This is a genomic window from Pseudomonadota bacterium, from assembly GCA_027624955.1.
Lineage (GTDB): Bacteria > Pseudomonadota > Alphaproteobacteria > UBA828 > UBA828 > PTKB01.
Genome location: JAQBTG010000033.1, coordinates 1 through 26,211 on the forward strand (window position 1 = coordinate 1; position 26,211 = coordinate 26,211).

At 57.8% G+C, this 26,211-nt stretch carries 20 protein-coding genes and 1 pseudogene; 9 read left to right on the forward strand and 12 right to left on the reverse strand.

Annotated elements, in window-relative coordinates; genetic code table 11:
• Window positions 1–33: 33 nt before the first annotated feature.
• Window positions 34–879, reverse strand: coding sequence for a hypothetical protein (locus tag O3A94_12725; GenBank protein MDA1357115.1), 846 nt, complete (start codon window positions 877–879; stop codon window positions 34–36).
• A gap of 392 nt (window positions 880–1,271) precedes the next feature.
• Here O3A94_12725 and O3A94_12730 point away from each other — a divergent pair, with 392 nt between their 5' ends.
• On the forward strand, window positions 1,272–1,658 hold the full coding sequence (locus O3A94_12730) for a VOC family protein (GenBank protein MDA1357116.1): 387 nt from the start codon (window positions 1,272–1,274) through the stop codon (window positions 1,656–1,658).
• A gap of 102 nt (window positions 1,659–1,760) precedes the next feature.
• Here O3A94_12730 and O3A94_12735 read toward each other — a convergent pair whose 3' ends face one another.
• A complete protein-coding gene (locus tag O3A94_12735) occupies window positions 1,761–2,195 on the reverse strand; it encodes a cupin domain-containing protein (GenBank protein MDA1357117.1) in 435 nt (144 codons plus the stop codon).
• Between the two features lie 287 nt (window positions 2,196–2,482).
• Here O3A94_12735 and nirK point away from each other — a divergent pair, with 287 nt between their 5' ends.
• Complete coding sequence (gene nirK / locus O3A94_12740; protein ID MDA1357118.1) at window positions 2,483–3,544, forward strand: copper-containing nitrite reductase; 1,062 nt, start codon at window positions 2,483–2,485, stop codon at window positions 3,542–3,544.
• 55 nt (window positions 3,545–3,599) lie between these two features.
• Complete coding sequence (locus O3A94_12745) at window positions 3,600–4,067, forward strand: hypothetical protein (GenBank protein MDA1357119.1); 468 nt, start codon at window positions 3,600–3,602, stop codon at window positions 4,065–4,067.
• A 224-nt stretch (window positions 4,068–4,291) separates the two neighbouring features.
• Here O3A94_12745 and O3A94_12750 read toward each other — a convergent pair whose 3' ends face one another.
• A complete protein-coding gene (locus O3A94_12750) occupies window positions 4,292–6,301 on the reverse strand; it encodes a hydantoinase B/oxoprolinase family protein (GenBank protein ID MDA1357120.1) in 2,010 nt (669 codons plus the stop codon).
• Between the two features lie 207 nt (window positions 6,302–6,508).
• Here O3A94_12750 and O3A94_12755 point away from each other — a divergent pair, with 207 nt between their 5' ends.
• Window positions 6,509–8,875, forward strand: a complete 2,367-nt coding sequence (locus tag O3A94_12755; protein ID MDA1357121.1) for a DEAD/DEAH box helicase — start codon at window positions 6,509–6,511, stop codon at window positions 8,873–8,875.
• 117 nt (window positions 8,876–8,992) lie between these two features.
• Here the strand turns inward: O3A94_12755 and O3A94_12760 are convergent, their stop codons facing one another.
• Window positions 8,993–11,440: a GAF domain-containing protein gene (locus O3A94_12760; protein MDA1357122.1), complete on the reverse strand. Its 2,448-nt coding sequence runs from the start codon at window positions 11,438–11,440 to the stop codon at window positions 8,993–8,995.
• Window positions 11,430–12,047, reverse strand: coding sequence for a hypothetical protein (locus O3A94_12765; GenBank protein MDA1357123.1), 618 nt, complete (start codon window positions 12,045–12,047; stop codon window positions 11,430–11,432). Before O3A94_12765 ends, O3A94_12760 begins: the two co-directional genes overlap by 11 nt.
• Window positions 12,048–12,395: 348 nt before the next feature.
• Between O3A94_12765 and O3A94_12770 the strand changes: the two genes are divergently transcribed.
• On the forward strand, window positions 12,396–14,462 hold the full coding sequence (locus O3A94_12770; protein ID MDA1357124.1) for a molybdopterin-dependent oxidoreductase: 2,067 nt from the start codon (window positions 12,396–12,398) through the stop codon (window positions 14,460–14,462).
• Window positions 14,463–14,473: 11 nt separating this feature from the next.
• On the opposite strand, the gene O3A94_12775 is transcribed toward O3A94_12770, so the two are convergent.
• From O3A94_12775 to O3A94_12785, 3 genes and pseudogenes are all read right to left on the reverse strand, one after another.
• A complete protein-coding gene (locus O3A94_12775) occupies window positions 14,474–15,085 on the reverse strand; it encodes a hypothetical protein (protein ID MDA1357125.1) in 612 nt (203 codons plus the stop codon).
• 15 nt (window positions 15,086–15,100) lie between these two features.
• The gene (locus tag O3A94_12780) at window positions 15,101–16,339 is read right to left on the reverse strand and encodes an aminotransferase class V-fold PLP-dependent enzyme (GenBank protein ID MDA1357126.1); all 1,239 of its coding nucleotides are present in this window, start codon (window positions 16,337–16,339) and stop codon (window positions 15,101–15,103) included.
• A 7-nt stretch (window positions 16,340–16,346) separates the two neighbouring features.
• Window positions 16,347–17,885: pseudogene (locus O3A94_12785) on the reverse strand (isochorismatase family protein).
• A gap of 160 nt (window positions 17,886–18,045) precedes the next feature.
• On the opposite strand from O3A94_12785, the gene O3A94_12790 reads away from it, so the two are divergent.
• Complete coding sequence (locus O3A94_12790) at window positions 18,046–18,876, forward strand: carbon-nitrogen hydrolase family protein (GenBank protein ID MDA1357127.1); 831 nt, start codon at window positions 18,046–18,048, stop codon at window positions 18,874–18,876.
• Between the two features lie 14 nt (window positions 18,877–18,890).
• Entirely contained in the window at window positions 18,891–20,486 is a 1,596-nt protein-coding gene (locus O3A94_12795; protein ID MDA1357128.1) for a hypothetical protein, read from the forward strand.
• A gap of 66 nt (window positions 20,487–20,552) precedes the next feature.
• Here the strand turns inward: O3A94_12795 and O3A94_12800 are convergent, their stop codons facing one another.
• Entirely contained in the window at window positions 20,553–21,314 is a 762-nt protein-coding gene (locus O3A94_12800; GenBank protein MDA1357129.1) for an SDR family NAD(P)-dependent oxidoreductase, read from the reverse strand.
• Window positions 21,315–21,457: 143 nt separating this feature from the next.
• Between O3A94_12800 and O3A94_12805 the strand changes: the two genes are divergently transcribed.
• Both O3A94_12805 and O3A94_12810 read left to right on the forward strand, forming a co-directional pair.
• On the forward strand, window positions 21,458–22,420 hold the full coding sequence (locus tag O3A94_12805; GenBank protein ID MDA1357130.1) for an LLM class F420-dependent oxidoreductase: 963 nt from the start codon (window positions 21,458–21,460) through the stop codon (window positions 22,418–22,420).
• 24 nt (window positions 22,421–22,444) lie between these two features.
• A complete protein-coding gene (locus tag O3A94_12810) occupies window positions 22,445–23,437 on the forward strand; it encodes an LLM class flavin-dependent oxidoreductase (GenBank protein ID MDA1357131.1) in 993 nt (330 codons plus the stop codon).
• A 25-nt stretch (window positions 23,438–23,462) separates the two neighbouring features.
• Here the strand turns inward: O3A94_12810 and O3A94_12815 are convergent, their stop codons facing one another.
• From O3A94_12815 to O3A94_12825, 3 genes are all read right to left on the reverse strand, one after another.
• Entirely contained in the window at window positions 23,463–24,173 is a 711-nt protein-coding gene (locus O3A94_12815; protein MDA1357132.1) for a HAMP domain-containing sensor histidine kinase, read from the reverse strand.
• A gap of 48 nt (window positions 24,174–24,221) precedes the next feature.
• Entirely contained in the window at window positions 24,222–25,241 is a 1,020-nt protein-coding gene (locus tag O3A94_12820) for a HAMP domain-containing protein (protein ID MDA1357133.1), read from the reverse strand.
• 72 nt (window positions 25,242–25,313) lie between these two features.
• Complete coding sequence (locus tag O3A94_12825; protein ID MDA1357134.1) at window positions 25,314–26,201, reverse strand: proline iminopeptidase-family hydrolase; 888 nt, start codon at window positions 26,199–26,201, stop codon at window positions 25,314–25,316.
• Between the last annotated feature and the right edge of the window lie 10 nt (window positions 26,202–26,211).

Consider the following 26,211-nt stretch of genomic DNA (forward strand, 5'->3'; position numbering starts at 1 on the left):
TCTTGAACCAGGTGGGCCAAATCCTCCTTTAGATCAGGCCGTAGATTGTTCCAAATTATATGACGACGGACAGGCAATGATGATAGGGGCCACCAACACGCTGAAAAAAGTTTCGCCGGGCGACGCCACATCCCAGGTCAATATACCTGCGCTGGCACCGTCGACCTCGGAAAGATTGAACGACGCTTCACTCAAAGAGCCGCCCGGTTCAGCGATCCGCAGATTCTCTAACCCGAAGTCCCGAGCAATTTTTTGGAGACGCACTTCATCGAATGCCAGGGTGAATAGCATGACCGCGCGCGGCGCTCGTTCGAAATTTTTTCCGCTCGGAAACTCCGGCGTCAGAGCGCTTGCTGCGACCATCTGAACGCCGCCATCCTGCGAGCGGAAAAAGCCGGCATGCGCGATGGGCTCGTCCATCGGCGCATCTTGGGCTCGCTTTATTAGCTCGGCCAAATTGCCGATTAGGTACATGTCCAAGTCTGTCGAGACGGATTCCCCATCGACCATTGCGTAAGTCGTTTTGCCCGCGGCGTCGATAACGAATACCCACGATATATCCAGCGATTCCGTCAAGAAATTCGCCAAGTTTTCGGCTGCCCAGATTTCGTTGACCCGAGGAACGAGGTTGGTTCGCGCCTCGTCCCACCATGTCCAATCTTTCACCGTGCCTTTGATCCGGTTTTCTTCGAGTTCGAGCAGGGATTGGGCGAATTTCTCGGACTGTGCGACCACTGATTTGTTTTGCGCGTGGACGGCATAATAAATGGCGCCTAGAACGAGGGCGATGCTGACGGCGACCAAGAGCGCGATCGGTGCCGTCAATCCAAGGGAGCGACGGTTGGCGGCCGGCCACAAATTGATAAATGATTCCCACATGAGAATCTCCTTCCCGGACAACGCTCCCGGCGGTGTTTTGTAAATTGGTGGTATGCTGCCTCGGGTTGTAAGATTGGCTGCGATTCGCACCCTAGATTCAGCCTAACGCATAGCCGCATTCAGAACCATAACGAACCCAGTATCATGCTTAGGCAATCTTGACCGCGTGGCGATCAACCAGTATTCGATGTAAATGTCCTGGCCGAGCGTGGGCTCCTGCTAGTTAGATTTCTGCTGCCAAGAGTGTAGCGTTTTTGACTTCCGCTCACTGCCCTAACACACCAGAATTCGGTCGCACCGCTTGACCGGCAATCTCCCACGGTTCAATCTTCGCACTCTGAAACCGAATTGTTCGGTCAGTTTCTCATCGAGGAAGACAGGGGGAAGACAACATGCTTTCGTACGTGATGGTTGGCAGCAGCAATGTCAAACGGACTGTTAAGTTCTATACGGCCGCACTCGCGCCCCTCGGGTATGTTCCGGATGACCAGAGCAAGAGCTATATCGGCTTTGGCCCCAAAGGCGCACCGGACAAGGCCAAGTTTTTCGTGTCCAAGCCGTTCAACAAGAAGCCCCCGACCGCGGGCAACGGTACCATGATCACCCTGAAGGCCAATTCTCGAAAGGCGGTTGATGGGTTCCATGCCGCCGCACTCGCCAACGGTGGAACGGACGAGGGCAAGCCAGGCTTGCGCCCCGCCGATGGAAGCAATTACTACGCTTATATGCGCGACCCGGACGGCAACAAGATTTGCGCCCATTGTTCCAAGGCCAAATAGGGGCGCAAAACCCCTCTTCGCTTTCTCAACCGGGCGCATTATTGGATGCACCCGGACTTCGAGGATTGAACGGGCTATTGGTCGCCCGTCCCGCCGCGTATTTTACGCGGTGGGCGGTTCGCAGGTCTCGGTACCCATATCGGCGGGTATGCTGATTTCCATAAGCTCGAAAGTATCCGACGTCGCGATTTCATTATGCGGGGTATTGCCGGGGATGTAGACACTGTCGCCCGTCCCTACCCGTTCGATCCGGCCGCCGGCAAACTCCAGGTCGAGCCAGCCGCTCAGCATATAGACGAACTGTCCCTCGCACAGGTGAATGTGCCAGCCCGTCGGCTCCGAAAGAGATTGTGAGGCCGAGGTCACCTGTGCGCGGATGCGGCCATCACTCGCCTTGGTCACGCCGAGCTCGCGATATTTCATCCACTCACGGCGCCCGGTGACGTAAGTGGCCTGGTCTTTCCTGGCGATGACCACGCCGCCCGCCGCCTCCGTTGCAACCGGCTTATCGGCTACCGCTGCTGATCCAGCGCTCATGTTTTTCTCCTCAAAGCTGTGGGAGCAAATTACCGTGGCGTCGATCCTAGCTAGGCCTATGAGTCGATGCAATATGAACGAAGCTCGTGGTTTGCGTGAGCCGTGTCATGGTTTGCGAAAGATTGATAGAGTAGCTTTGTCAAATGGCGTTCGCTCCGAGCAGGCTCAGCGCCACCTGTTAGTGACGCTTGATCAGAGGAGAAGGAACGATGCGCAAGATCTATCATACCAAATTCAGGGGTCTGTCGATGGCCGCATTGGGTATCGTTGCCCTGGCGACTGGCGTAATGTTTGGCGCGCCGGCGAGCCTGTCCCCGACCGTCGAGAAAGCGTGGGCAGCGGAATTGAATAGCTTGCCACGCGTTACGCAAGAACTTGTCGCTCCGCCCTTCTTGCCCGAACACGAACAAATTGCGACAGGTGGCCCAAACATCGTCGAAGTTCGTTTGGTTGTTGAAGAGAAAGAAATGGTCATCGACGATGACGGGACTGTCGTCCAGGCAATGACCTTTAATGGCTCCGTGCCCGGCCCGATGATCGTCGTGCACGAGGGCGACTATGTGGAGCTGACTCTGGTTAATCCTGAGACCAACATATTGACGCACAATATTGACTTTCACGCCGCCACCGGCGCTCTGGGTGGCGGTGAGCTCAGCCTTGTTGATCCGGGGGAGGAGGTCGTCTTTCGCTGGAAAGCGACGAAAGTTGGCGTCTTTGTTTACCACTGCGCGCCGGGTGGTTCGATGATCCCCTGGCATGTGGTTTCTGGCATGAATGGCGCCATCATGGTGCTGCCGCGCGACGGGCTGAAGGACCGCGAAGGAAATGCGCTCCGCTACGACCGCGCCTACTACATCGGCGAGCAGGATTTCTATATCCCAAGAGATGTAAATGGCGAATTCAAGAATTACGAGGATCCGGGCGACGCCTTCGCCGACACCATCGAAGTCATGCGCCGCTTGATTCCCAGTCATGTCGTGTTCAACGGGAGCGCAGGTGCCCTGACGGACGACAACGCCCTGACCGCGAAGGTCGGCGAGACGGTTCTTTTTATTCACTCCCAGGCCAATCGGGACACACGACCACATCTAATCGGCGGTCATGGTGAATATGTCTGGGAAACCGGTTCGTTCGGTGACCCTCCGGCCACAAATCTGGAAACGTGGTTCATCAGAGGTGGGTCCGCCGGGGCGGCAATTTACACTTTCAAACAGCCGGGCCTATATGCGTATCTGAACCACAATCTGATAGAGGCGATTGAGCTTGGTGCTGTCGCCCACATTAACGTTGAGGGCGAATGGGACGACGACCTCATGACCCAGGTGAAGGCCCCTACGCCTATCGAGTAGGGGCACGATGAGATCGACGATCTGAAACCCGCTGCTGGGACGGAGTAACGCGCCTATGGACGATGCCAATCTGGCCCGCGCAGTGCATGTGTTGGGTATCGTGCTGTGGATCGGCGGGGTCGGGTTTGTGACCACGGTCCTGCTACCCTCGATTCGGCGGATGAAGAATGCCAGCGAACGCGTCACATTTTTCGACGAAATCGAGAGGCGGTTCGCCTGGCAGGCACGCGGAACGACGCTGCTGGTCGGCCTTTCCGGATTTTACTTGGTGCACACTGGCGGGTTTTGGGACCGATTCAGTCAGTCAGAATTTTGGTGGATGCACGCCATGGTCATTATCTGGGCGGTTTTTTCCATACTGCTGTTCGTTGCGGAGCCCCTGTTCCTGCACCGTTGGCTATCGGCACGCGCGGCGAAGGGACCGGAGCAAACATTTCGCCTGATACAGCGCTTTCACTGGGTCCTGCTTATTCTTAGCGTTGTCACGGTCGTAGGAGCCGCAGCAGGAAGTCATGGATGGTAGACAGCCGGTTCAATCGCGCGGTGCAGCCATGTCGTCGCGGCACCGCGATCAACCGTTCGAAGAATCGCATATTTTGATGACGGATGCGGATACCACGTTCAAACAGGTAGGTATTCGACTTGCCGCAACGGCAGCGGATTGCTGATGCACTTCGTTACCGTGAGACGGATCAGCGCGCGACCGCGAAGTCGTGAAGCTGCTGCCCAAACTGTAACGGCGCGCCGTTATTCCGCCGCTTCGCAAAGCTCGGCAATACTATCGTTCCAATGGTCGGAACTGCGTACTTTTGTTGAGGCGCGGAATTGCTCGGTTGATTTCGGCATCAGCTCGCCCGTACCCCAATCGACGATCACGGCGTAGCGCCGGACCATGTCGAAGCTGTTGATTTCGCCTTTGACATAGCGCGCGGCGACTTTCACCGGGTCTTCGTTCAGCCAGCCGCGCCGTGCCTTGGCGATCCCACGCCGCGCCACCCTGGTGGCTTCGACATCGACCTCATATTGCGCAAGATCCTGGTCGATCACTTTCAGCACGATTCCGTAATCGACCTCAGCCCGTTCGATCGAAACATAATCGTCTTCCACATCGTGCATTACTGCCGCGGGATCGCGCTCCAACGGATCGCCGAGCCCGCCGCCGCCGGCGGTTGGGCGGCTGAATATATCGCCAGAATGAATGTCGACATCGGAGAATATCGTGCCGAGCCACTCGGTTTCACCGGTAGCAGCGCGTTTCACCCAAAGCCCGTGCGGCATCGACGGCAAGCCGCCATTGATGCCCCAGACGATGGCGCGCTCGCGGTCGCAAATATAGGAGAGAACGGTACCCTCGGCTTCGCCAAGCGTGATTGTCTTGACCACGCCGGTGCCGCCGCGGAACTTTCCTGGCCCGGCTGAATCGCACCCAATTTCGAATTCATTAGCCAGAATCGGCGACAGCCGCTCCTGGCCCTCGATAGGCTGCGACTTCATGCCGGTGCCGAAGCAGGCGGTGGTGACGTTGCAACCGTCCTTGGTGGAACGGGCGCCCCAACCGCCCGGCAACCAGTCGTAAAACATAAAGATCGGTTTGTCCGCATGGCGCGTATCGCGCCCGCCGGTCAGCAGATATTCGACATTGAAAGTACAGGCCATGGCGCGCTCGGGCAGAATTTCAGACCAGATTTCATAGATCGAGTTCATCATCTTTTCGAACGGCATCTGGAAGCCGGTCACCGCCACCGGCCAACGCGCATCGACGATCGAATCTTTCGGCGCGATGACCTTGATTGTCCTGTAGAAACCGGAATTGAGCGGCAAATCTGGAAAGTAGGCCTTCATGCCCGAGACGACGCCCGAGAATGTGGCGCCAAAAGCCGAATTATAAAGCGTGCTGATGATGCCATGACTGCCCGTGAAATCGTAAATCACCCCATCGCCCTTGATGGTGAATTTCACGCAGATCGGGATGAGACCTTCACCCAGTGCCGGGTCACGATCGATATAATCCACTGATTCCCAGGAGCCGTCGGGCAGATCGGAGATGCGTTGGCGGGTCGCCATCTCGACATAGTCTTGTACTTCGGCGAAGCCGGTGACCACCGTGTCCTTGCCGTATTTATCCACGAGGCGAAGAATTTCGCGTTCCGCCACCCGGGTCGCTTCGATCTGGGCGTGCATGTCACCGATGACGGATTTGGGGTCGCGCGTATTGGCCGCGATCATGTTGGCCAAGTCCTCACGCAAGACGCCTTGGTCAACGATGCGCACCGGCGTGATACGGATGCCCTCGCGGAACATGTCTTTGGCCATCACGTCGAACGAGCCCGGGATGCTGCCGCCGACATCCGTCCAGTGGCCGTTGGACTGGCTGTAAGCAATAATTTCTTCGCCGACAAAAATTGGGCGGATCAAGCGGACATCGTTGAAATGGGTACCGCCGGCATAGGGGTCGTTGATCATGAATACATCGCCCGGCTTCATGTCCCCGCTGAATACGCGGATCACTTCTTTGCAGGTGTAGTGCAGGGTGCCGACATGCGCGGCAATATCCTGATTGCCCTGGGCGATCGAATCGCCGTTGACGTCATTCAGCGCTGAAGAGAAATCACGATTATAGATGACGAAGGAGTAGCAGGTTCTGAGGACCTGCTCGGCCATTTGGTCAACAATGGTAATGAATGAATTCTTGAGCACCTCGAAGGTGACGGGATCGAGAGTGAGGCCAGTGCCTACACCTGTGCGGCTTTCGTTCATTTAAAATCTTCCCAGACGCATGCCCGGATACTAAGCCACTCGCCCAGCTCTGTCAGAGGAATATTGGCGTGCTAAGAAACCCCAGCAGGCATTGAATTCGACTTTAAAGGCCAAAGCCTGGCCGCCGATTCGGAGGATAAATGCGGGCTGTCTCGATTACCGTAACAATTGACGGCGAATATGCGCTAGAACGCCGCTATGAACAGCATAACCGAGACTGAAAACATCGTTCCGGCGCTTGGCGAGGCCTTGAGCCAGCGCGGTTATGACGTCTTAACGCCGGTGCAGCAGGCGATTCTTGGCCCGGGCCTAGGCGACGCCGATCTCTTGGTATCCGCGCAGACGGGATCGGGCAAAACCGTGGCCTTCGGGCTTGCGGTGGCGCCGACGCTGCTTGCCGGCGCCGAACGCTTTGTCCGCGCCGAGATTCCGCTGGCACTGGTTGTCGCGCCGACACGCGAACTGGCGTTGCAGGTCAAACGCGAACTTGACTGGCTCTACGCGATGACTGGGGCGTCAATTGCATCCTGCGTCGGCGGCATGGACATGCGTGAAGAGCGCTGGGTGCTACAGCACGGCGCGCATATCGTTGTCGGCACGCCAGGCCGGTTGCGCGACCATATTGAGCGCGGATCGTTCAACACAAAGGGGCTCCGGGCTGTGGTGCTCGATGAAGCCGACGAGATGCTCGACCTCGGGTTTCGCGAAGACCTCGAATTCATCCTTGGTGCCGCTCCGAAGAGCCGGCGCACGCTCATGTTTTCCGCCACTGTGCCATCCTCGATCGCCACCTTAGCGCGGCGCTACCAGCGCAACGCGGTGCGTCTCAGCACGACGGCCGAACAGGCGCAGCATGTTGATATCGAATACCGCGCCCTGACCGTAGCGCCGATGGATCGGGAAAATGCCATCATCAATGTGCTGCGTTATTTCGAGGCAAAGAACGCGCTGGTCTTTTGCGCCACACGGGCTGCCGTAAACCGGATGACCAGCCGACTCAACAATCGTGGCTTTTCAGTCGTCGCGCTGTCGGGCGAGCTCAGCCAAAACGAACGCACGCACGCGCTGCAAGCGATGCGGGACGGGCGGGCGCGGGTCTGCGTCGCCACTGACGTCGCAGCGCGCGGGATCGATCTGCCAAACCTGGAACTGGTGATCCACGCAGATATTCCAAAGACACGCATTACTCTCTTGCACCGCAGCGGTCGTACCGGGCGCGCCGGGCGCAAGGGCGTGTGTGTATTGATCGTCGCCACAAACGATCGCCGGCGCAGTGAGAGACTGCTCGAAAGCGCCAATATCAAGGCAATTTGGGCACGGCCACCCTCGGTCGATGAGATCGTTGAGCGCGACCGTGAGCGCATTCTTGACGACCCTATGCTGAGCGAACCGGTCAACCCCGACGAGTTACCCTTTGCGCAGACATTGCTCGAACGGCATGGCGGTGAACAGATCGCCGCCGCGTTCCTACGCCTACATTCGGCTGGCCGATCGGCGCCCGAAGAACTGCTCGATGTCGCGGCATCGGGCCGGGCAGATCGGCCCGGCCGGTACGACCGCCAGGAGCGCGGGGAACGTCCGGCAAAACGGGAAAGGCACCGCGAGGATTTCACCGGTGGCGTCTGGTTTTCGCTGTCGGTCGGCTCTCGCCAGAGTGCCGAGGCGCGCTGGCTCCTGCCAATGCTGTGCCGCTATGGCAAGCTGACCACGCGGGATGTCGGTGCCATCAAGGTGCGTCCCGACGACACCAATGTCGAACTCGCGCCGGAGGCCGTCGAACGTTTTCTCGCCGCTATCGGACCGAGCCGTATCGTCGATGGCAAGATCACTGTGACAGCGCTTGACGGCAAGCCGAGCGAGAACCGCGACGCCCACGCTGCTCCTGGGACTGGTGGCACGGCTGCAGCACCCAAGATATTCAAAAAACCCGCGGTAGTGGCTGCCGGTGAGGCGCGGCCGGAGCAGCCGACGTCGCCATACGAAAAGCGCAAAGGCGTCGGCGACGAAACGCGCAAGCCATATGAAAAACACAAGGGCGCCGGCGACGGAACCCGCAAGCCATATGAAAAGCACAAGGGCGCCGGCGACGGAACGCGCAAGCCATACGAAAGGCACAAAGGCGCCGGCGACGGAACGCGCAAGCCATATGAAAAGCGCAAAACCGCCGGCGACGAGACACATACGGCATATGGAAAGCCCAAAGGCGTCGGCGACGGAACACGGGCGCCATATGCAAAGCGCAAAACCGCAGACGACGGTGCGCGCACGCCATACGAAAAGCGCAAAAACGACGGCGACAGTGCGCACGCGCCACACAAAAAGAAAAGCAAGCCGGCACGGAAACCCGACGCACCGGCTGGTGATAGGACCCGCACGGTCGTGCCTGTGGTTCAGGTGGCGCCGGCACCCGTTAAGAAGCCGTCCTATACGCTCAGATTGGGCACAAAGTCCGCGTCCAAGGCACCGACTGGACCGGCCCCCACATCGAAGCGGAAAGCCGATCCAACGATTGGCGGCGGCGGAAAACCGAAACCAGGATCGACGCCGCTGCGGCGAAAGAAAACACCCACATAACCGGGCTGGAGCTGCTTTAGAAAGGCGCGCTGGGTTTTGGCGCAGCCCGAAGCGAATCTGAACGAGAGGTGATAGAGGCTAACCGGCGAGACCTGTGGTTCTCGATCGCCTTGAGTTCTACTTGCTGGTCATCACCCAGACGCCGTCCCACTCGCCTTTTGGCGGGGTTTTCTTCAGTACGGCGCAGCGCTCGATATAGGTTTCGCAAAGTTTGTCCGTCGGATTAAGCGCCAAAGCGTCTTTGAATGCCTTCGTCGCCTGATCCCACTTGGCCGTGCGGTAGAGATCGATGCCGCCTTTGAAATGACTGAGCGCCTCGCGCATATTTGGAAAAGTTTCCTCTGTGTGGTAATCGAGAACTTCGTGAACCCCGACTGGTTCCGTCTTGCCTTTCACCACGACCCTGTCGATATCGCGGGTGCGAAATGTGCCGCGCAGCTTGGACAGGGTAAATTCGCTGATCAGTATGTGTGCGTTGTATTGCTTGCAGGCGCTTTCCAGCCTGGCGGAAAGATTCACGCCATCGCCGATCACTGTGTAGTCCATGCGCTTCGGCGAGCCAATATTTCCCGAGACGACGAACCCGGTGTTGACGCCGACACCCATATCGACCGGGAGCAGGCCTTTGGCGACGCGGTCGGCGTTGAATATGTTCAACTCGCTCATCATCGTACAGGCACAGCGCACGCCGCGGTCTTCATCATCTTCATGCGGAAACGGCGTGCCGAAAATCGCCATGATCGCGTCGCCGATGAACTTGTCGAGCATGCCGCCCTCGGCCTGGATGCAATCGACCATGACGGTGAAATACTCGTTCAATAGCTGCACCGTGCCCTGGGCGCCCAATTCCTCGGTCAATGTGGTGAAGCCGCGGATGTCCGAGAACAGGACCGTCGCCTCCTTGCTTTGACCACCCAGCATGTCCTCGCTGCCACCCATCAACTGGTCGGCGAGGGCTGGGTCCATATAGCGCGCCATGGTGCTTTTCACGCGTTTTTCCGAGCTGATGTCCTCCATCATAATCATCGTGCCAAGCGTATTCTTCTTGGCATCCTGCAGCGGCAGGACGGACACATTGATGGACATTTCTTCGTCGTTAAAAAACATCTCGGAATCCATCACGATATCGGTTTCTTGCGTTTCCGTGACGCGCGTAATTTTCTCCAGGATCCAATCGTTCTTGCCGGTGTAAAATTCCACAGCCGTCTTGCCGATAATATCGTCGGGCCCGATGCCCATGATACGCATGCCCGAGGCGTTGCAAGTGATGATCTTGCCGTCCTCGTCCATCGTGATCACCGCGTTGGACATACTTTCCAACATGCTCTCATTGTAGTTTTTGATGTTCTGCACATCATCGAACAGCTGCGCGTTTTCCAGGCCAATGGCGATTTGCGCGGTGAAGGCGTTGAGCCGCGATTCATCATCCTCATCGAACGTGGAGCCGCGTTTGTTGAGAACTTGCGTCACCCCGATAATCTTTGAATTCTTATTGACCACCGGAACGCAGAGGATGGAGCGGGTAAAAAATCCGGTCTGCTTGTCGAACGATGGATTGAAGCGCAGATCGGCGTACGCATAGGGAATATTCACCGACTTGCCCGAGGTAAAGACCGCGCCGGCAATGCCGGCCGTATTGGGAAGGCGAATTTTAATAGCGCCCAACCCTCCACCAACTTCGGTATAGAGCTCGTCGGTTTTCTCGTCGTTCAGGAAAAGCGTGGAGCGTTCGGAATCAAGCAGCCGGGTGACTGTCGACATAATTTTTTGCAGCAACGGCCCAAGTTGCAACTCGGAGGACAGCTCCGACACGATGCCGAGAAATTCACGCTCCTTCTCGCGCGACGCTTCCATCTCCTCGACATAGAGCGTGCTTTGCAACGCGACCGCTGCCTGGTTGGTCATCGCTAGAAGCAAGTCGAGATCGGCTTCCGTAAATTTGCCGACCTTCTTATTCAGCATTTGCGCGACGCCGATGCATTTGCCGTTCACCGTGCGGACGGGAGCGCACAGGATGCTTTGCGTTTTAAATCCGGTCTGCTCGTCAATCGAGCGATTGAACATTTCATTTTTGTAGGCGTCGTGGATGATCATGCCTTCGTTGTTGGTATAGACATGACCGGCGATGCCGGTGGTATTCATGATGCGGATTTCGCGCCATACGTCGCCCTGCGCCACGCGCGAATAAAGTTCGCCGGTTTGATTGTCGTTCAAGAACAGCGTGCCGCGTTCGACACCCAGCACCGAATTCGTCATATCGATGAGCGTCTGTAGCTGCTCGTCCAGCGTTTGATGCGCCGCCAACTTGTTGGATACGCTGAGCAGCAATTCGGCCTGACTAATTTTTTGCTGGCGCTCTTCCGCGGATGACGCGCTGCCATTTGCGCGCCGTTTCGTCCGTCCAGCCGAGGTGCCGTTCGATTTCTTTTTGCTCTGGGGCGCGGCGCCATTTTTCTTCGCCGTTTTGTCGCCGTTCGCCGCCTTCGCTACCTTCCCGGCGCTGATCGCCACGCGCTTAACTGAGCGCTTGGCGGCAATTTTCCGGCCTTGCTTCTCACCCGCCATCCTTGGCCTCCAACCGTTCGCGCAATGCCGCTATCGTCTCCCGCAATTGAGCAATTTCATTCCGCGAATTAAGCTCCATTGCCTGCGTTTTATCATAGAACTGCGCCGACTCACGCTCCAGGCGGTCGCGCAGAGCATGGGCCGCCGATTGCAACTGCGAAATCTCGTCCTGCGAACCCGCGTTTAGACGCTGCACGCGTTCCTCCGAGTCTATGCGGGCTTTATCAAATTCATCACGGACGGCGTTTATCGTATTGCGCAATTGCGTGCTTTCACCTTGCGAGGTCGAACGCAGACGCTGAACGCTTTCCTCGCCTGTCATGCGCATTCTCTCCAACTCGTCGCGCAGCGCGTTGGCCGCTGCCTGCAACTGCCGTATTTCATCATTAGCTTCTGAGCGGACCCGCTGAACGCTCTCTTCTTTCTCAATTCGCATCTGCTCGAGCCGGTCACGCAAGGCGCTCGCGGTTTCCCGTATCTGTACGTTCTCTGCATTCGCCGCGGCAACCGCCTTTTGCACGGCCTCCTGACCGGTGAAACGCTCACGCTCCAAATTGTCGCGTAGTGTGTTCGTTGTCGCCTTCAACTGCGCCATTTCGCCGCTCATCGCCGCGACCGCCCGCTGCACCGCTTCGTCTTTCTCAAATCGGAGGCGCTCAAGTTGATCGCGCAGCGCGCCGATCGTGTGCTGCAAGTGCCGATTATCGCTCTCAAGCTTATGCTCAAGATCGACGGGGGCCGGCTCGATATCTAGATTCATGGTCATGTCGAATTTCCGCGCAGCTTACAACATTTGCAGCAAAAAACAAAAATAGCAGATACAATATATTGATTTTATTGATATATTTATCTTTATGCCAATGCTGGACGACGCGTTCGTGACAGGCACAAACAAAACAGTCAATATTTGCACATATAAGATTTCTTGTTGATACAGAAGTTTGAGGAGATCGCTGTGGCTTCCGGTACGAGTGAATATGTCAGCACGGTCTGTCCGCATGACTGTCCGAGCACCTGCGCGTTGGAAGTTGAGCTTTTGGACGCAAGGCGCATCGGCAAAGTGCGCGGCGCGCGCGACAATGACTACACCGCCGGCGTCATTTGCGCCAAGGTCGCGCGCTATCAGGAGCGCATTCATCATCCGGGCCGCTTGGGCCAGCCGCTTAAACGGGTGGGCGAAAAGGGCGGCGGTGAATTCCGGGAGATTTCCTGGGTGGATGCCTTGGACGAAGTCGCTGAGGCCTTCGTAAGCGCCGAACAAGCACTCGGAAGCGAAGCCGTCTGGCCCTATTTCTATGCCGGCACCATGGGCCTGGTGCAGCGCTTCAGCCTAAATCGGCTACGCCATGTGAAGCGCTATTCGCGGCAATTGGAAACAATATGCTCGTCTACCGCGCGGGCGGGCTATTCGGCCGGCGTCGGCGCCTGTATGGGGAGCGATCCGCGCGAAATGGCCGAGTCCGATCTGATCGTGTGCTGGGGCGTCAATCCGGCATCGACCCAGGTCAATGTGATGACCCATGTCAGCCGCGCCCGTAAAGAACGCGGCGCCAAGCTGGTGGTTATCGACCCCTACCGCACACGAACGGCTCGCGTTGCCGATATGCATCTGCCGTTGCGCCCCGGTACCGACGGCGCGCTCGCCTGTGCGGTGATGCATATTTTGTTCCGCGAAGGTTTTGCCGATCGTGATTATTTATCCGAATACACCGATTTCCCGGCTGATCTGGAGCAGCATTTATCATCGCGCGGGCCGGAGTGGGCAGCGCCGATCACCGGATTGACGGTTGAGGAGATCACAGATTTTGCCCGCCTCTACGGCAGGACGGAACGCAGTTTTATCCGTTTGGGCTACGGCTTTACCCGCACGCGGAACGGCGCGACCAACATGCATGCGGCAAGCTGCCTGGCTGCGGTCACGGGCTCTTGGCGTCACCGCGGCGGCGGCGCGTTTTTTAGCAATGGTGGCCTCTACAATTACGATAAGACGCTGTTGCAAGGGCTCGACGCGATCGATCCAGACACCCGAGTTCTCGATATGTCGCGTATTGGATCGGTGCTAACCGGCGACAAGAGAGATTTGGGCGACGGCCCGCCGGTCACGGCAATCATCATGCAAAACACCAATCCTGCCGTGGTGGCGCCGGAATCCGTCAAGGTCAATGCGGGCCTGCGGCGGAACGATTTGTTCCTATGCGTACATGAGCAATTCATGACCGATACCGCCAAACTTGCCGATATCGTCCTGCCCGCCACGACATTTATGGAGCATGACGATTTCTATTTGGGCGGCGGACATAGCTATGTCCAGATCGGCGCCAAAATTGTCGAGCCGTTCGAGCAGGCACGCGACAATCATTTTGTCGTCTGTGAACTGGCGAAACGCCTGGGCGCGGTCCATCGCGGGTTCGACATGAGCGTGTGGGAAATCATCGACGAAACTTTCCAATCGGCTGGTTGGCCGAGCGCCGACGACGTACACAAGATGCGCTGGTACGATTGCGCGCCGAGTTTTGAAGACGGGCATTTTCTCAATGGCTTCAAGACCGCTGACCGTAAGTTCCATTTTAGGGTCGATTGGCCGGCGATTGGGACTATGGGCCCAGACTTGCCCGAACTTCCTGATCATTGCGATGTGTATGACGCGAGCGACGACGAACATCCCTACCGCCTGGTGACCGCGCCGGCGCATAATTATCTCAATTCGAGCTTCACTGAGACCGCAACCTCGATCAAACGCGAGGACGCGCCCTTCATCCTGTTGACCTCGGTCGACGCCCAGGCGATGGGAGTTGCGGCCGGTGCGCGCCTCAGGGTCGGCAACAGGCTCGGCGAGATAACCGTTCCGGCGCGGATTGCCGAAAACGGACAACGGCCCGGCGTCGTGGTGATCGAATCAATTTGGCCGAACGGCGCCTTCGAAAACGGCCTTGGCGTCAATACGCTGACCTCGGCCGATCCCGCCGCGCCGGTCGGCGGCGCGGTGTTTCACGACACCTCAGTGTGGATCAGACCAGCCTAACTCTTTGCGGTTTAGCTCGCGGATTCATGGATGCCTGGCACGAAACCCGAGGCGAGAATTCTCACCATCGCGGGCGCGGTGAGAAGACGCCACGGTGCGCTTCCGCCGTCATCAGGCGCCGCGGTGTAGCCCTGAAGGCTCCAGCGATAGAGGCGGCTGTTGCTCACCAAATAAGCCGCCTCGCCCTGCGCCACCATCGCGCCATCAGGCAAATCGCCGGGCCGGGCGACTTCTCTGCGCGAAACAGTGCGTTCAGCGTGCAGCACGCTGTCCATATCGTCGGCCCGCGCCTCGCCCGGCAAACCTGAGCGCCGCCAGGCCTCTTGAAATAAGCGGTAATCGGCGCGCCGGCACTCGGCGCACGGTCGGTGACCGGCAGCCAGCGCCGTGGCTTCATCAAGGAAGAATAATTCGGTATAGCGTCCGGGTGTCATCACCACGCGATGCCACCCCTTGAAGCTGAGCCGGCAGCAAATCCAACGGCGCGAAGCCCAGCGACGGCGGCCGAGGCGTTGCGCGGCGTCATGCAGACAACCGCCGCGATTTCCCATCATTGTGCCGCGCGCCGAGGTCGCAACAATCTCACCAAACGGCGTCACACGATTTTGCAGGGGATGCGGCATGGCGCGTCGTTGCGCCTAAATTACGCGGTCGAGCGCTTCGATCAGGCGCGCGACTTCGGCCTCAGTGTTGTAATGCACCATGGAGGCGCGGATAACGCCGCCGTCGGCTTCCAAGCCGAGATCCCGGATACAGCGCGCGGCATAGAAATCACCACTGCTGACGGCGACTTTGAAAGGCTCTAGGGCGGCGGGGACCTCTTCTGCCCTGCGGCCGGCAACGGTAAAAGAGAATGTCGGTGCGCGGCTTTCCTGCGCTGCCGTCTGCCGGCCGATCAAACGCACACCTTTTTTAGCGCGGAGAAACTCCACGAACGGCGCGGCGATATGTTCTTCGTGATCAGCCATCAGGGTAAACACCTGCTTCATACGCTCATGCAGCGTCACATTGCTGGCACCGAAGTGATGGCGGTGAAGAATGTCGAAATATTCGGTGATGCCCGACAGCGCTGCCGTCAATTCATGGTTGGGTCCGCCGGGATTGAGCTTGAGCGGCATGTCGTCGGCAAGGAAGAAATGATTGTTGTTGGCGGCGCGCGCCAGATGCTCGCGCTTGCCGTAGAGCAACGAGAGATGCGGGCCATAGAGCTTGTAGAGCGAACATAAATAGAAATCGACATCCCAGGCTTTGACATCAATGGCGCGGTGCGGCGCATAGGCAACGCCATCGACGCACACCAAGGCCCCGGCAGCATGTATCTTGCGAGTAATTTCGGGCACATCGTTGATGCCGCCGGCGATGTTTGAGAGGTGGCTGAAACAGACGAGCCGCGTCCGCGAATTGAGCAGTTTTTCCAATTCCGACACTTCGAGCTCAGCGGTTTCCGGGTTAAAACGCCATTCGCGGATTGTGAAGCCAAACTCTTCAAGCCGCCGCCAGGCGCCATTATTGGCTTCATGGTCCAAATTGGTGACGATGATCTCGTCGCCCGGCTGGAACCAGCCGCGAATGGCGTGCGACAGCAAGAACACATTCATCGATGTGCTCACCCCGACCATGACTTCATCGGGCGCCGCACCGATCATCTCGGCCATCAAGCGCTGACTTTCTTCGATCCGCCGCGCGCCCTCAGCTGACGCGTCATAGCCCGCGCCGGGCTGGACGAAGTTCTCCGCCATATAGGATTGAACGCGCGCCAGCACTGGGCTGGCAGCCAGCGTGCCGCCGGCATTTTCGAACAGCGCCCAGCCGTCGCTCAACGCCGGAAAATGGGATCGCGCGAAATCGATATCGAGGCGCACGCCCGCTTCAGACATTTGCTTCTCAGCCGCCCAGCGCGGCGACGACGTCATCGGTGGACACGCGCTCGGCAATGTTTTCGAGGGCGAAGTTCAAACCGGCATTCTGCCACTCGTCATTAATCGTCGAGGTGCCGTCAGTCACGACCACAGCGCGGTAGCCGGAATCGGCTGCGTGGCGGGCGGTATGCTCGACCGAAAAATTCGTCCACGCGCCACTAATAACGACAGTGTCGACGCCGAGGCCTGTCAGGATGGTTTCCAGACTGGTGCCGTGAAATCCGTTCATGCGCATTTTCTCGACCACAAAATCGCCGTCCTGCGGCGCCACGCCGTCCGCCGCGGCGGCGCCCCAGGTGCCGCGCACCAGGGCACCCGCCTCCTTAACACCTTGAAACAGCGGCGCGTTCAATTTTAGCCCGGGCGCGCCAGGCTCGACGATGTAGTGGACATGAATAACGGCCATACCGGCGGCGCGCGCGGCGGCTGCCATGCGTGCCGCGTTGGCCACCACGTTCTGGCTCTTGGCGTGGGCAGGCGCACCGGAATCGGCGAACGCCCCGCCTTCGATGATCACGTCATTCTGTAGGTCCTGAATGATTAGGGCGCTGGATTTCGCATCTAATTCAATTGCCATTTGCTTGAACCCCTACTTCATATAGCTCAAGCGGTTGCCAGAGACCTTCATGCGGACGCGGTAGACTGAGGTTGTGCAGCAGACATAAAGGTCCTTCCAATCGCTGCCACCCCAGTTCAGATTTGCTGAATGTTCCGGCATTTCGATGATGCCGAGATGCGCGCCGCTGGTATCGTAGACCCATAGCCCTTTTGGACCGGTGACGTAGATGTTGCCGTGTTCGTCGCATTTCATGCCGTCGACGACGCCGTTTGCCAATTCACCATCGCCGATATTTTCGGCAAACATGCGCCCGTTCGTCAGCGAACCATCGGCATTGACGTCATAGACCCGGATGTGACCGCGCGGCGTATCATTGATATAGAGCAGGCTCTCATCGGGTGAAAAACACAACCCGTTGGGCTGGCCGTAATCATTGGCGACACAAGTGACATCGCCGTCGGGCGAAATGCGGAACACGCCCTGGAAATCAAGCTCACACTCGCGCTCTTCGCCGAATACCGGCATGCGGCCATAGGTGGGGTCGGAGAAATACACCGCGCCATCAGATTTGACGACGACATCGTTGGGGCTGTTGAGCTCCTTGTCGCCAAAATGTGATGCCAGCACTTGGCGCTCACCGCTCGCGGTTTCGCGCGCTAGATAGGAGGTGGAGTGCTCACAAATATACAAGTTCAGATCGCCGTCATAGGTCATGCCGTTGCATTTGTTGGCCGGCGTACCCGATGCTTGGCGCACTACGGTTGCGCCATCGGCGGCACTCCAGCGGCCGCGCGCATCGTTCGGTATGTCGCTGAAATAAAGGCAATTTTCCGCCGGGTTCCACAGTGGCCCTTCGGTGAATTGAAAACCGGTAGCAACCTGTTCGACTGCGGCATCTTTGGCAATCAAGTCAAACAGCCTATCTGAATTCGCGATAACGGCCATCTCCCGTATCCTTTTTTGTTTGCTTTTACGCGGCCATGATAGCGCCTTACAGCCTGCCGTGAAGCCGGTTTTTTGCCCGGCAAGAATGCCGGTCACCGCTGGCGGGCAGCAGCAGAACAAGTTAGTCTGGCGGCTGACATCACAAGGGAGATCGGCCACCATGAAACTTTCGCTTATCCAAATGAACAGCTCGCCCGACCGCGACGAGAATGTCGAACGCGCCGCGCGCTATATCGACGAGGCAGTCGCGCGCGACAAGCCGGATCTCGTCGTCATCCCGGAGTTCTTCAATCACGTCTACGTCTTTCAATATCGCGATTACAAATATATCGATTGTGCCGAGCGCGAATCTGGCGTCGCCATCACACGGATGCGGGAAAAGGCAAAGGAGCACGGCATTCACGTCATCGCGACAATCTTCGAAGAGCAATCGGCGGGCGTCTATTACGATTCCGCGATGGTGATCAATCCGGCCGGAGAGATTATCGGCAAATATCGCAAGGTTCAGCCCGCCGCCGTGGCCAGCCTGGAAAAAATATATTTCCGCTACGGTTCGTATTTTCCGGTGTTCAAGATTGGCGAATGGCGGGTTGGCATAAATATTTGTTACGACACGTTCTTTCCTGAATCGGCGCGCTGTGCCGCACTGAATGGGGCCGAACTCATCGTTATTCCTTTCGCCACCCCGAAAAAGGCGTGCTGGCGCGAAATGATGATGACCCGGGCGTTCGAGAACGGCGCTTATGTGGCGCCGTGCAATAAAGTGGGCCTGGAAGGCGAATGGTATTTTGAGGGGCGCAGCATGATCGTTTCGCCGACCTCCGAAGTGCTGGTCGAGGCCGGCAATGAGGGCGACGAAATTATTACGGCCTCGCTCGAGCGTGAACTGGTGTTTGAAACCCGACGCAACCTGCCCATGTTCCGCGACCGGCGGCCCGACCTCTACACGCCGATCTGCACCGCGACGGAAGACCTTCCGCAGGTGAACTAGGATTGATCAGCAATATGTTGCGAAAATCGCTGTGGCGCCGCTCTGCTTTGTTTGCGCTCGCGCTTGGAATCGCCGGTTCGCTTTCGGTCCATAGCGCGCCGCGCGCTGAAACGGCACAAGACGCTGCTTCGGCAAAAGCCTTGCTCGGCGAGGTTTTTGAATACCTCACGACCCTAATTACCTCCACGAATGAGGACTTAACCCTCGAATTGGGAGCTGAGCCGAGCGCCCAACCGAGTGGCAGCAGGGTCGAAATGATCTTCCCCGCCCCCAGTATCCTCGATCGCACTGGCGGCGGATTTCACCTGGGAAATGTGACGGCCAGCGTCACCCCGCAAGAGAAAGACCAGTTTCGATTCTCTGTCGGCCTGCCGAATTCTATGACCGTCTCGGAGGCAGGCGGCATAACCGAAGGTGAGGTGAGCTGGGGGGCGGGCGCGCTGCGCGGGGTTTGGCGTGCTGATTTGCGAACCGCCACGGAAATTCATGGCTCTCTTAAAAGTCTTATCTTCACCGACATAAACCAGAATGAAAGACAGGTTGTTGGCAAGATTAACTCTGTTGCTATGGATCAGGAATTTGCCGAATCTGCGAACGGCTGGTGGAGCGGTCCGTTTGTATACGACGCCACGAACATAGAGGTCTCACCGGCTGATCGAGACGAGAATGTTTCTCTCGGCAAGCTTTCAGTGAGCGGCGAGTTGCAGGATTTTGACCTCTATGCCTGGCAAGCGCTTTCCGAATGGGGGGACTCGATTTCAGCTGCGGTTGATGGCACGGGTCCAACTTCGTTTGGCGGTAGCCAAGCCGTAGCACGAATATTCGAAGCCATGAATCTGGGCGCTGGGAATACCGGATTGTTGGTCTCAGATCTGAGTTATGGCCCGCCCGGTAGGCCGGAATTTAAAATGGGTGAGCTCAACCTCAGCATGAACTACGACAATGGCGCCAGGCCCGGAGCTTACAGTTTTAATGTGGATTGGCAGGGGTTGGAGCAAACCGACAGCGATATTCCAGCGGCGTACTTTACCCATACAGGCGCGCTGAAAATGCATCTCGAACAGTTTCCCCTTCGACAAATTGTGGCCTTGACGTTGCGCGAAACCGAGAATCTTAGCCCGCCCATTGATTCCGTTCACAATGACTTTAGCGCGCCCCTTCAGTTCATGATCTTGCCACTGATCAACGCCAACCAAACCCGTCTCCGGTTGGAAAAATTGGTGCTGCGCAGTTCGATCGCGGCACTGGCAGCGTCGGGAAATTTGTCCGCCGAGAATGACTCTGCGTTGGGCGTTGTCGGCGACGCACGCCTCGAACTCGCTGGCCTCGACAGGCTCATTGCCGCTGCCGCGCGCCAGGCGTTGAGCGGCGAAGACGCGACGGAGATGTTGGCTTTTCTAACTTTCGCTAAGGGGCTCGGACGACCGGAACCCGACGCCGAGGGCGAGCTGGTTTATGTCTACGATGTCGTCCTGCCGGCGGACGGGATCGTTCTGATAAACGAAATACCGCTCGACCTGCTGCAGAACAGCGGCCTGACGGCGCTGCCCCAAGCGCCCGACGCCAAGGTACAGGCCAACTCCGAAACCTCCGAAGCGCCCCGATCCTAGCGGGTCCTAGGTGTTGCCCCGGCACGGCAAGAGGAAGGCGGGCAAAGCCGCCTTCCCTGCCCTATCCTAAAACTGCACGCGGTTTGTCAGCGCGCCGTCGACCACAAGATTGGTGCCGGTGATGAACGTCGCAATGGGGCTCGCCAGGAACACGCTGGCGTTGGCAACTTCCTCCGCCGTCGCCATGCGGCCGGTTTTGTTCATGCCGAGCGCTTTGCTGAACAGCTCCGGAATGTTTTTTTCGATCATCTCCCATACGCCACCTGCAAAATAGGTATTGCCCGGCGATACTGAGTTGACCCGGATGTTCTTGCCGGCCAATTCGCAAGCCAGGGTTTTGGCATAATGAATGAGTGCCGCCTTGAACGCACCGTACGGGCCGGCGGCAAAATCGATCTCAACGCCGGAGACGCTTGAGATGATCACAATGGAGCCGGCATCAGATTTCTCCAGCATCGGCAGCGCGGCTTCCACGGTATTCACCGTATGCAGCATGTCGACCTCAAACTGGGCACGCCATGATTCCTCATTGCGCTCAATCGCCAGGGCGCTGACGTTGGGGACCACGATGTCCAACCCGCCGAGCGCGTTTTCACAATCCGCCACCCATTTGCGCACGGCGTCGCCGTCTCGCACATCAATGGCACTGCCGTAGGCGTTCACGCCTTTGGCTTTCAGCGCCGCGACCGCAGCATCTACTTCTTCCGCGTTGCGCGCGCAAATGCCGACATTGCAGCCCTCGTCCGCAAGCAGATTGGCGATCGCGCGGCCAATGCCCTTGCTGCCGCCAGTGATGATCGCTTTGCGACCTTTCAAACCCAAATCCATGCTATGTCTCCTCCCGTTTCTCGTAAATTGCCGCCGAGCACGCTAGCGCGGCGATTTTTGCTCCTAAATCACCTTATCATGCAAGACAGAGCCGGTTGTGCCGGATAATATGCGCCGACACAACGCCCCAGGAAGGAAATACAATGGAATTCGGTTTCAACGTGCCAAACAGCGGCATTCTCGCTAATCCCGGCGATATTACGACAATTTCTCAGCGCGGCGAGGAATTGGGATTCTCGATATTGGCGATTCCCGATCACATTGTATTTCCGCGCAGCATTTCCTCACGCTACCCGTATTCCGCCGATGGCGCGTTTACCTTCGCACAGGATTTTGCAGGCGATTTTCTCGAGCCCTTGGCGCTCATGGCGCATGTGGCCGCCATCACCAAAAAGGCGCGTATCCTGACCTCCGTCATGGTGGTGCCCTACCGCGATCCGATCCTCACCGCGAAGCTGGTGTCTACCATCGATGTCATGTCGGGCGGGCGGGTGATTCTTGGTTGCGGCGCCGGCTGGATGGAAGAGGAGTTCGTCGCTGTGAACGCGCCACCATTTAAGGAACGCGGCAAGGTGACGGACGAATACATCATGGCCTTCCGCGAATTATGGACTGCCGAGAATCCGAATTTCAAAGGGAAATATACCGAATTTTCCGACATCTTCTTTGCCCCCAAGCCGGTGCAAACCCCGCATCCTCCAATTTGGATCGGCGGCGAAAGCATGCCAGCCATTCGCCGCACGGCGCGCCTCGGCGACGCCTGGTATCCGATTGGCTGCAACCCGCACCATCCGCTGGACACCATTGAAAAATTCTCCGCCGGGCTCGATTCCCTCAAAGCAGAAGCTGAGAAAGTCGACCGAGACCCGGCGTCTATCGATCTCGCCTTTTGGGCGGTTTGGTATGGTGGCAATACGCCGACCATGTTGGACGGCGGCGGGCGCATGATACTGACCGGTAGCTCTGATGATATCGCCGGCGATATCAAAGCATTAGAGGAACTGGGCGTGCGCCATGTCCTCTTTAATTTTCTCGGCGCCACTCTCGAGGACTCGCTCGACAATATGGAGAATTTTGCCGCCAACGTGATGTCGTTGGTGCGCTAGAAGGCGAAAGGAACTGACAGGCAAATGAGTTTTCCATTGCCCGAGCGTCTAGAGATCGGCTTTCAGAATGTGCAACCGCCCGCCGATGCGCGCGGTAATTTTCAGATCGCCGATTTCGAAACCACCAAGCGCCTCGTGCTCGCCCTCGAGCGCAACGGCTTTCACGCCATGTGGGCGGGCGATCATTTGGCTTTCGCTCAACCGATCTTGGACCCGATGATCCAGCTCGCTCAGGCCTCGGCGATCTCACAGAGTCTCAAGCTTGGCACGGCGGTGTTTCTGTTGCCGCTCCGCCATCCCGCAGGGGTCGCCAAGCAGGTCGCGACGCTCGACCTCTTGTCGTCGGGCCGCGTCATCTTCGGCGTTGGTGTTGGCGGCGAATTTCCCGGTGAATTTGCCCTGAGCGGGATACCGGTAACGGAGCGCGGCGCGCGCCTGAGCGAAAGCATCGAGGTCCTGCGCAAATTATGGAGCGCTAAGCCGGTTGAGAATGCCGGCAAATTCTATCCCTTTCCCGAGGTGCAGATGCTGCCGGCACCGCATTCCCCCGGCGGCCCGCCAATTTGGTGCGGCGGGCGCCAGGAGCCGGCGCTGCGCCGCGCCGGGCGGCTGGCGGACGGCTGGCTCTCTTATGTGGTGACACCGGAGCAATATCGCGCCGGATTGGAGGTCATCCGCCGCGCCGCAGAAGAGAGAGAGCGCGATCTTTCAGGATTCGGCACTGGGCATCTGCTGTTTGTGCGCTTGTCCAAGGATTACGAAAGCGCGCTCGACTATGCGACGAAAATGCTGAGTGCCCGCTATGAAATGGATTTCAGCAAAGCGGCAAAACGCTATTGTGCGCTCGGGACGGCGGAACAGGTGGCGGCCACAATTCGGGAATTCTATCAAGCCGGCGTGCGGCATTTGGTCGTTGATTTTATCGCTGAGCGGGCCGATCAAATCGAGCAGATAGATCATTTTGGCGCCGACGTGATGCCGCTTCTTGCCGATTTAATTCAGCGCCCACTATCTTAAGCCGGCGGTTCTAAGCCGACTTCTTCTAGGCCGACTTCTTCTCCGCCGGCATCCGCACGGTAACTTCCGTGCCCTTTCCCGGCTCACTCGTCATTTGCAACGAACCGCCATGCCCTTCCACCAATAGCTTGGCGAGCGGCAGGCCGAGACCGGTGCCTTCAAAACGCCGCGCCAGGCCGGTATCCACTTGGGTAAAGGGAAGCATCGCTTGCTCCATTTCCAATGCCGTCATACCGATGCCGGTATCGGTGATGGAAATCACGACATAATCCGCGCCCTCCTCCGCCGCACGTACGCCAACATGACCGCCCTCGGGCGTAAATTTAACCGCGTTAGACAGCAGATTGACGAAAATCTGCAGCAGCCTTTGTTCGCTCGCCCGCACCGTCGGCATGGCGCTGAGATCGGCGACCTCAATATTGATGCCGCTCGATTCTCCACTGCCGCCGACAATCGTCACCGCTTGAGACACGACCTTGTCGAGCGCTACCGGCGCGCTATCGAATTCGAACTTGCCGGCCTCTACCTTGGAGAGATCGAGAATATCGTTGATAATCGACAACAGATGTTTGCCTGAATCATGGATATGATCTGCGTATTCTTCATATTTCTTGTGGCCGAGATCGCCGAACACTTTCTCCAGCATTGCTTCCGAAAATCCGATAATCGCGTTCAACGGTGTGCGCAATTCATGGCTCACCGTGGCGAGAAATGCGGATTTCGATTGGCTCGACAATTCGGCGTCGCGAGCGGCGGAGGCAAGCAGCCGCCGTTCCTCTTGAATTTAACCGGCCATGTTGTTGAACGCCATGCCGAGCTCGCGATATTCGCGCGGTGTCACATTTGGAAAGTTCGGCACGCGCGCTTCCAGGTCGCCCGTTCCGATTCTCTCCGCCGCGCCGACAACCGCGGATATGGGGCGGACGAGAAGGCCGGACAGTAGCCAACCCAAAATTGTTGCGACAACGACGCCGCCCACCATGATGCCAATTTGCGCACTGCGCGCGGATGCCGCCTTAGCCCGCAATTCTTCGAGCGGTTGCGGCACCATTACGCCCCAGCCGACGCCCGGCACGATGGTATACCCGGTAATCATGTCGGCTTTGACGGCGGGAGAATAAAACTCCGTCACACCGCTTTCGCCTTCTATCATGTGGGTGACGGGCTTAACCTGGGCAATATTTTTCATCGACTGACTCCACTCCCGATTGGGGTGGGCAATGACATTTCCGATCCTGTCCACGATGGCTGCATGGCCAAGTTTGCCGAAAGTGATCTGGCCCTGCAGCTTGGCGATATAATCAACGCCCATCGCACCGATAGCCGTATCACCGCTCGATAACTTCTCGACCAGATAAATCGTGGGCTCGCCCTTGGAATCAGGCATTACATTGCTGAAATGCTGACCACCTTGGGCAATCAAGGCTTCGAGAGCGGCAATCCCGCCTTGCGGTAAAATATCCTCGCTGGTCGAATCCGAGAGGAGCGACATACTGACACTTCCGTCCGGCGCTAATATTGCAAAATTCCGAAAATTAAGAGATTGGGCGAGCTCCGCAGAGCCTCTGGGCCAAAACTGTGCCGTGCCGCATTCGGCCAAAAACCCGAACAGCGCCGCAGCGTCATGGGAGTAGAGCTCAAGCGCGTTGGTGATATTTTTCGCCAGCAGCAAATGCTTTTCCTCGACTGAGGAAACTTCACGCAAATAGGCAGCGCGCTCGACCCACAGCCCAAGAAAAAGTACCGGGACGATTGCGATGACCGTAAATGTCGCGGTCAGCGTATAGCGCAGGCGAATTTTCAAAAATATTGTCCTAGGGAAATTGCCGCTCCATGCGCGGCGGCATCACTATCAAACATACATGTTTACAGCCGCTTAAGTGCGGTTTTTCTCCAGGAAATTGAACAACGTAGAAAAATACTCGCCCGGCTCCTCCCACATTGGTAGATGCGACGAATTCTTAAACACCTTGATTTCAGAGTTTGGCAAAGCGTCGTGCATTTTTTGCGAGCAGGCCGGTGTCAGCTCGTCATGCATGCCGCACAGCACCAGAGCCGGCTGCACAATCTGCGCCATATCGGCAATCCGGTTCCAGTCCTTGATACTGCCCGTGTAACAAAACTCGTTCGGGCCCTGAATGGCGGTGTAGGGACCCATGTTCCAATCGGCCAACGAGCGGTTGACCGCGTCGGGCCAGACATCAAGGCGACACACATGGCGGTAATTGAGGATCGTAATCGCAGCCTGATATTCTGCGTGATCGAGGGTTCCTTCGGCCTCATGGCGCTGCATCATCGCCTCCGTCTCCGGCCCGAGCGCCTGACGCAGGCGCTTTAGTTCGCTGACCAGGTGCGGTATATCGGCGGCGCCGTCGGCCAGCGTGAGCGTCTTGAAGCTGTCCGCATAGGTCAGTGCATATTCGATCCCGAGCCAGGTGCCCCAGGACTGCCCATAAAGATGCACCTTGCCGAGATCTAGCGCGGTGCGGACGGTTTCCACTTCTTCAACATAGCGCGCAATGGTCCAGAGAGCGACGTCTTCCGGCCGGTCTGAACTGCCGCAGCCGAGCTGGTCGAAGGCCACAACGCGGTAGCCCTTGTCGGCGAGCCAGGAATGGGCGTCACGCACATAATCACAGGGCAGGCCGGGCCCGCCGTTCAGGCAGAACAGCACTTCATCGCCGCTGCCATAGCTATAGGCCACAACGTTAAAACCATCGACTTCGACATTGATGGTTTCGTCGGGTTTGCGCTCGTCCATCATGATAGCGATC

What these genes read in the sequence shown, in the direction of transcription:
- nirK (MDA1357118.1), top strand. Translation starts at nt 2,483, where the DNA reads ATGTTTGGCGCGCCGGCGAGCCTGTCCCCGACCGTCGAGAAAGCGTGG.
- O3A94_12780 (MDA1357126.1), bottom strand. Translation starts at nt 16,339, where the DNA reads ATGTCTGAAGCGGGCGTGCGCCTCGATATCGATTTCGCGCGATCCCAT.
- O3A94_12730 (MDA1357116.1), top strand. Translation starts at nt 1,272, where the DNA reads ATGCTTTCGTACGTGATGGTTGGCAGCAGCAATGTCAAACGGACTGTT.
- O3A94_12795 (MDA1357128.1), top strand. Translation starts at nt 18,891, where the DNA reads ATGTTGCGAAAATCGCTGTGGCGCCGCTCTGCTTTGTTTGCGCTCGCG.
- O3A94_12805 (MDA1357130.1), top strand. Translation starts at nt 21,458, where the DNA reads ATGGAATTCGGTTTCAACGTGCCAAACAGCGGCATTCTCGCTAATCCC.
- O3A94_12760 (MDA1357122.1), bottom strand. Translation starts at nt 11,440, where the DNA reads ATGGCGGGTGAGAAGCAAGGCCGGAAAATTGCCGCCAAGCGCTCAGTT.
- O3A94_12775 (MDA1357125.1), bottom strand. Translation starts at nt 15,085, where the DNA reads ATGCCGCATCCCCTGCAAAATCGTGTGACGCCGTTTGGTGAGATTGTT.
- O3A94_12790 (MDA1357127.1), top strand. Translation starts at nt 18,046, where the DNA reads ATGAAACTTTCGCTTATCCAAATGAACAGCTCGCCCGACCGCGACGAG.
- O3A94_12765 (MDA1357123.1), bottom strand. Translation starts at nt 12,047, where the DNA reads ATGAGCGGCGAAATGGCGCAGTTGAAGGCGACAACGAACACACTACGC.
- O3A94_12735 (MDA1357117.1), bottom strand. Translation starts at nt 2,195, where the DNA reads ATGAGCGCTGGATCAGCAGCGGTAGCCGATAAGCCGGTTGCAACGGAG.
- O3A94_12745 (MDA1357119.1), top strand. Translation starts at nt 3,600, where the DNA reads ATGGACGATGCCAATCTGGCCCGCGCAGTGCATGTGTTGGGTATCGTG.
- O3A94_12750 (MDA1357120.1), bottom strand. Translation starts at nt 6,301, where the DNA reads ATGAACGAAAGCCGCACAGGTGTAGGCACTGGCCTCACTCTCGATCCC.
- O3A94_12725 (MDA1357115.1), bottom strand. Translation starts at nt 879, where the DNA reads ATGTGGGAATCATTTATCAATTTGTGGCCGGCCGCCAACCGTCGCTCC.
- O3A94_12825 (MDA1357134.1), bottom strand. Translation starts at nt 26,201, where the DNA reads ATGATGGACGAGCGCAAACCCGACGAAACCATCAATGTCGAAGTCGAT.
- O3A94_12800 (MDA1357129.1), bottom strand. Translation starts at nt 21,314, where the DNA reads ATGGATTTGGGTTTGAAAGGTCGCAAAGCGATCATCACTGGCGGCAGC.
- O3A94_12810 (MDA1357131.1), top strand. Translation starts at nt 22,445, where the DNA reads ATGAGTTTTCCATTGCCCGAGCGTCTAGAGATCGGCTTTCAGAATGTG.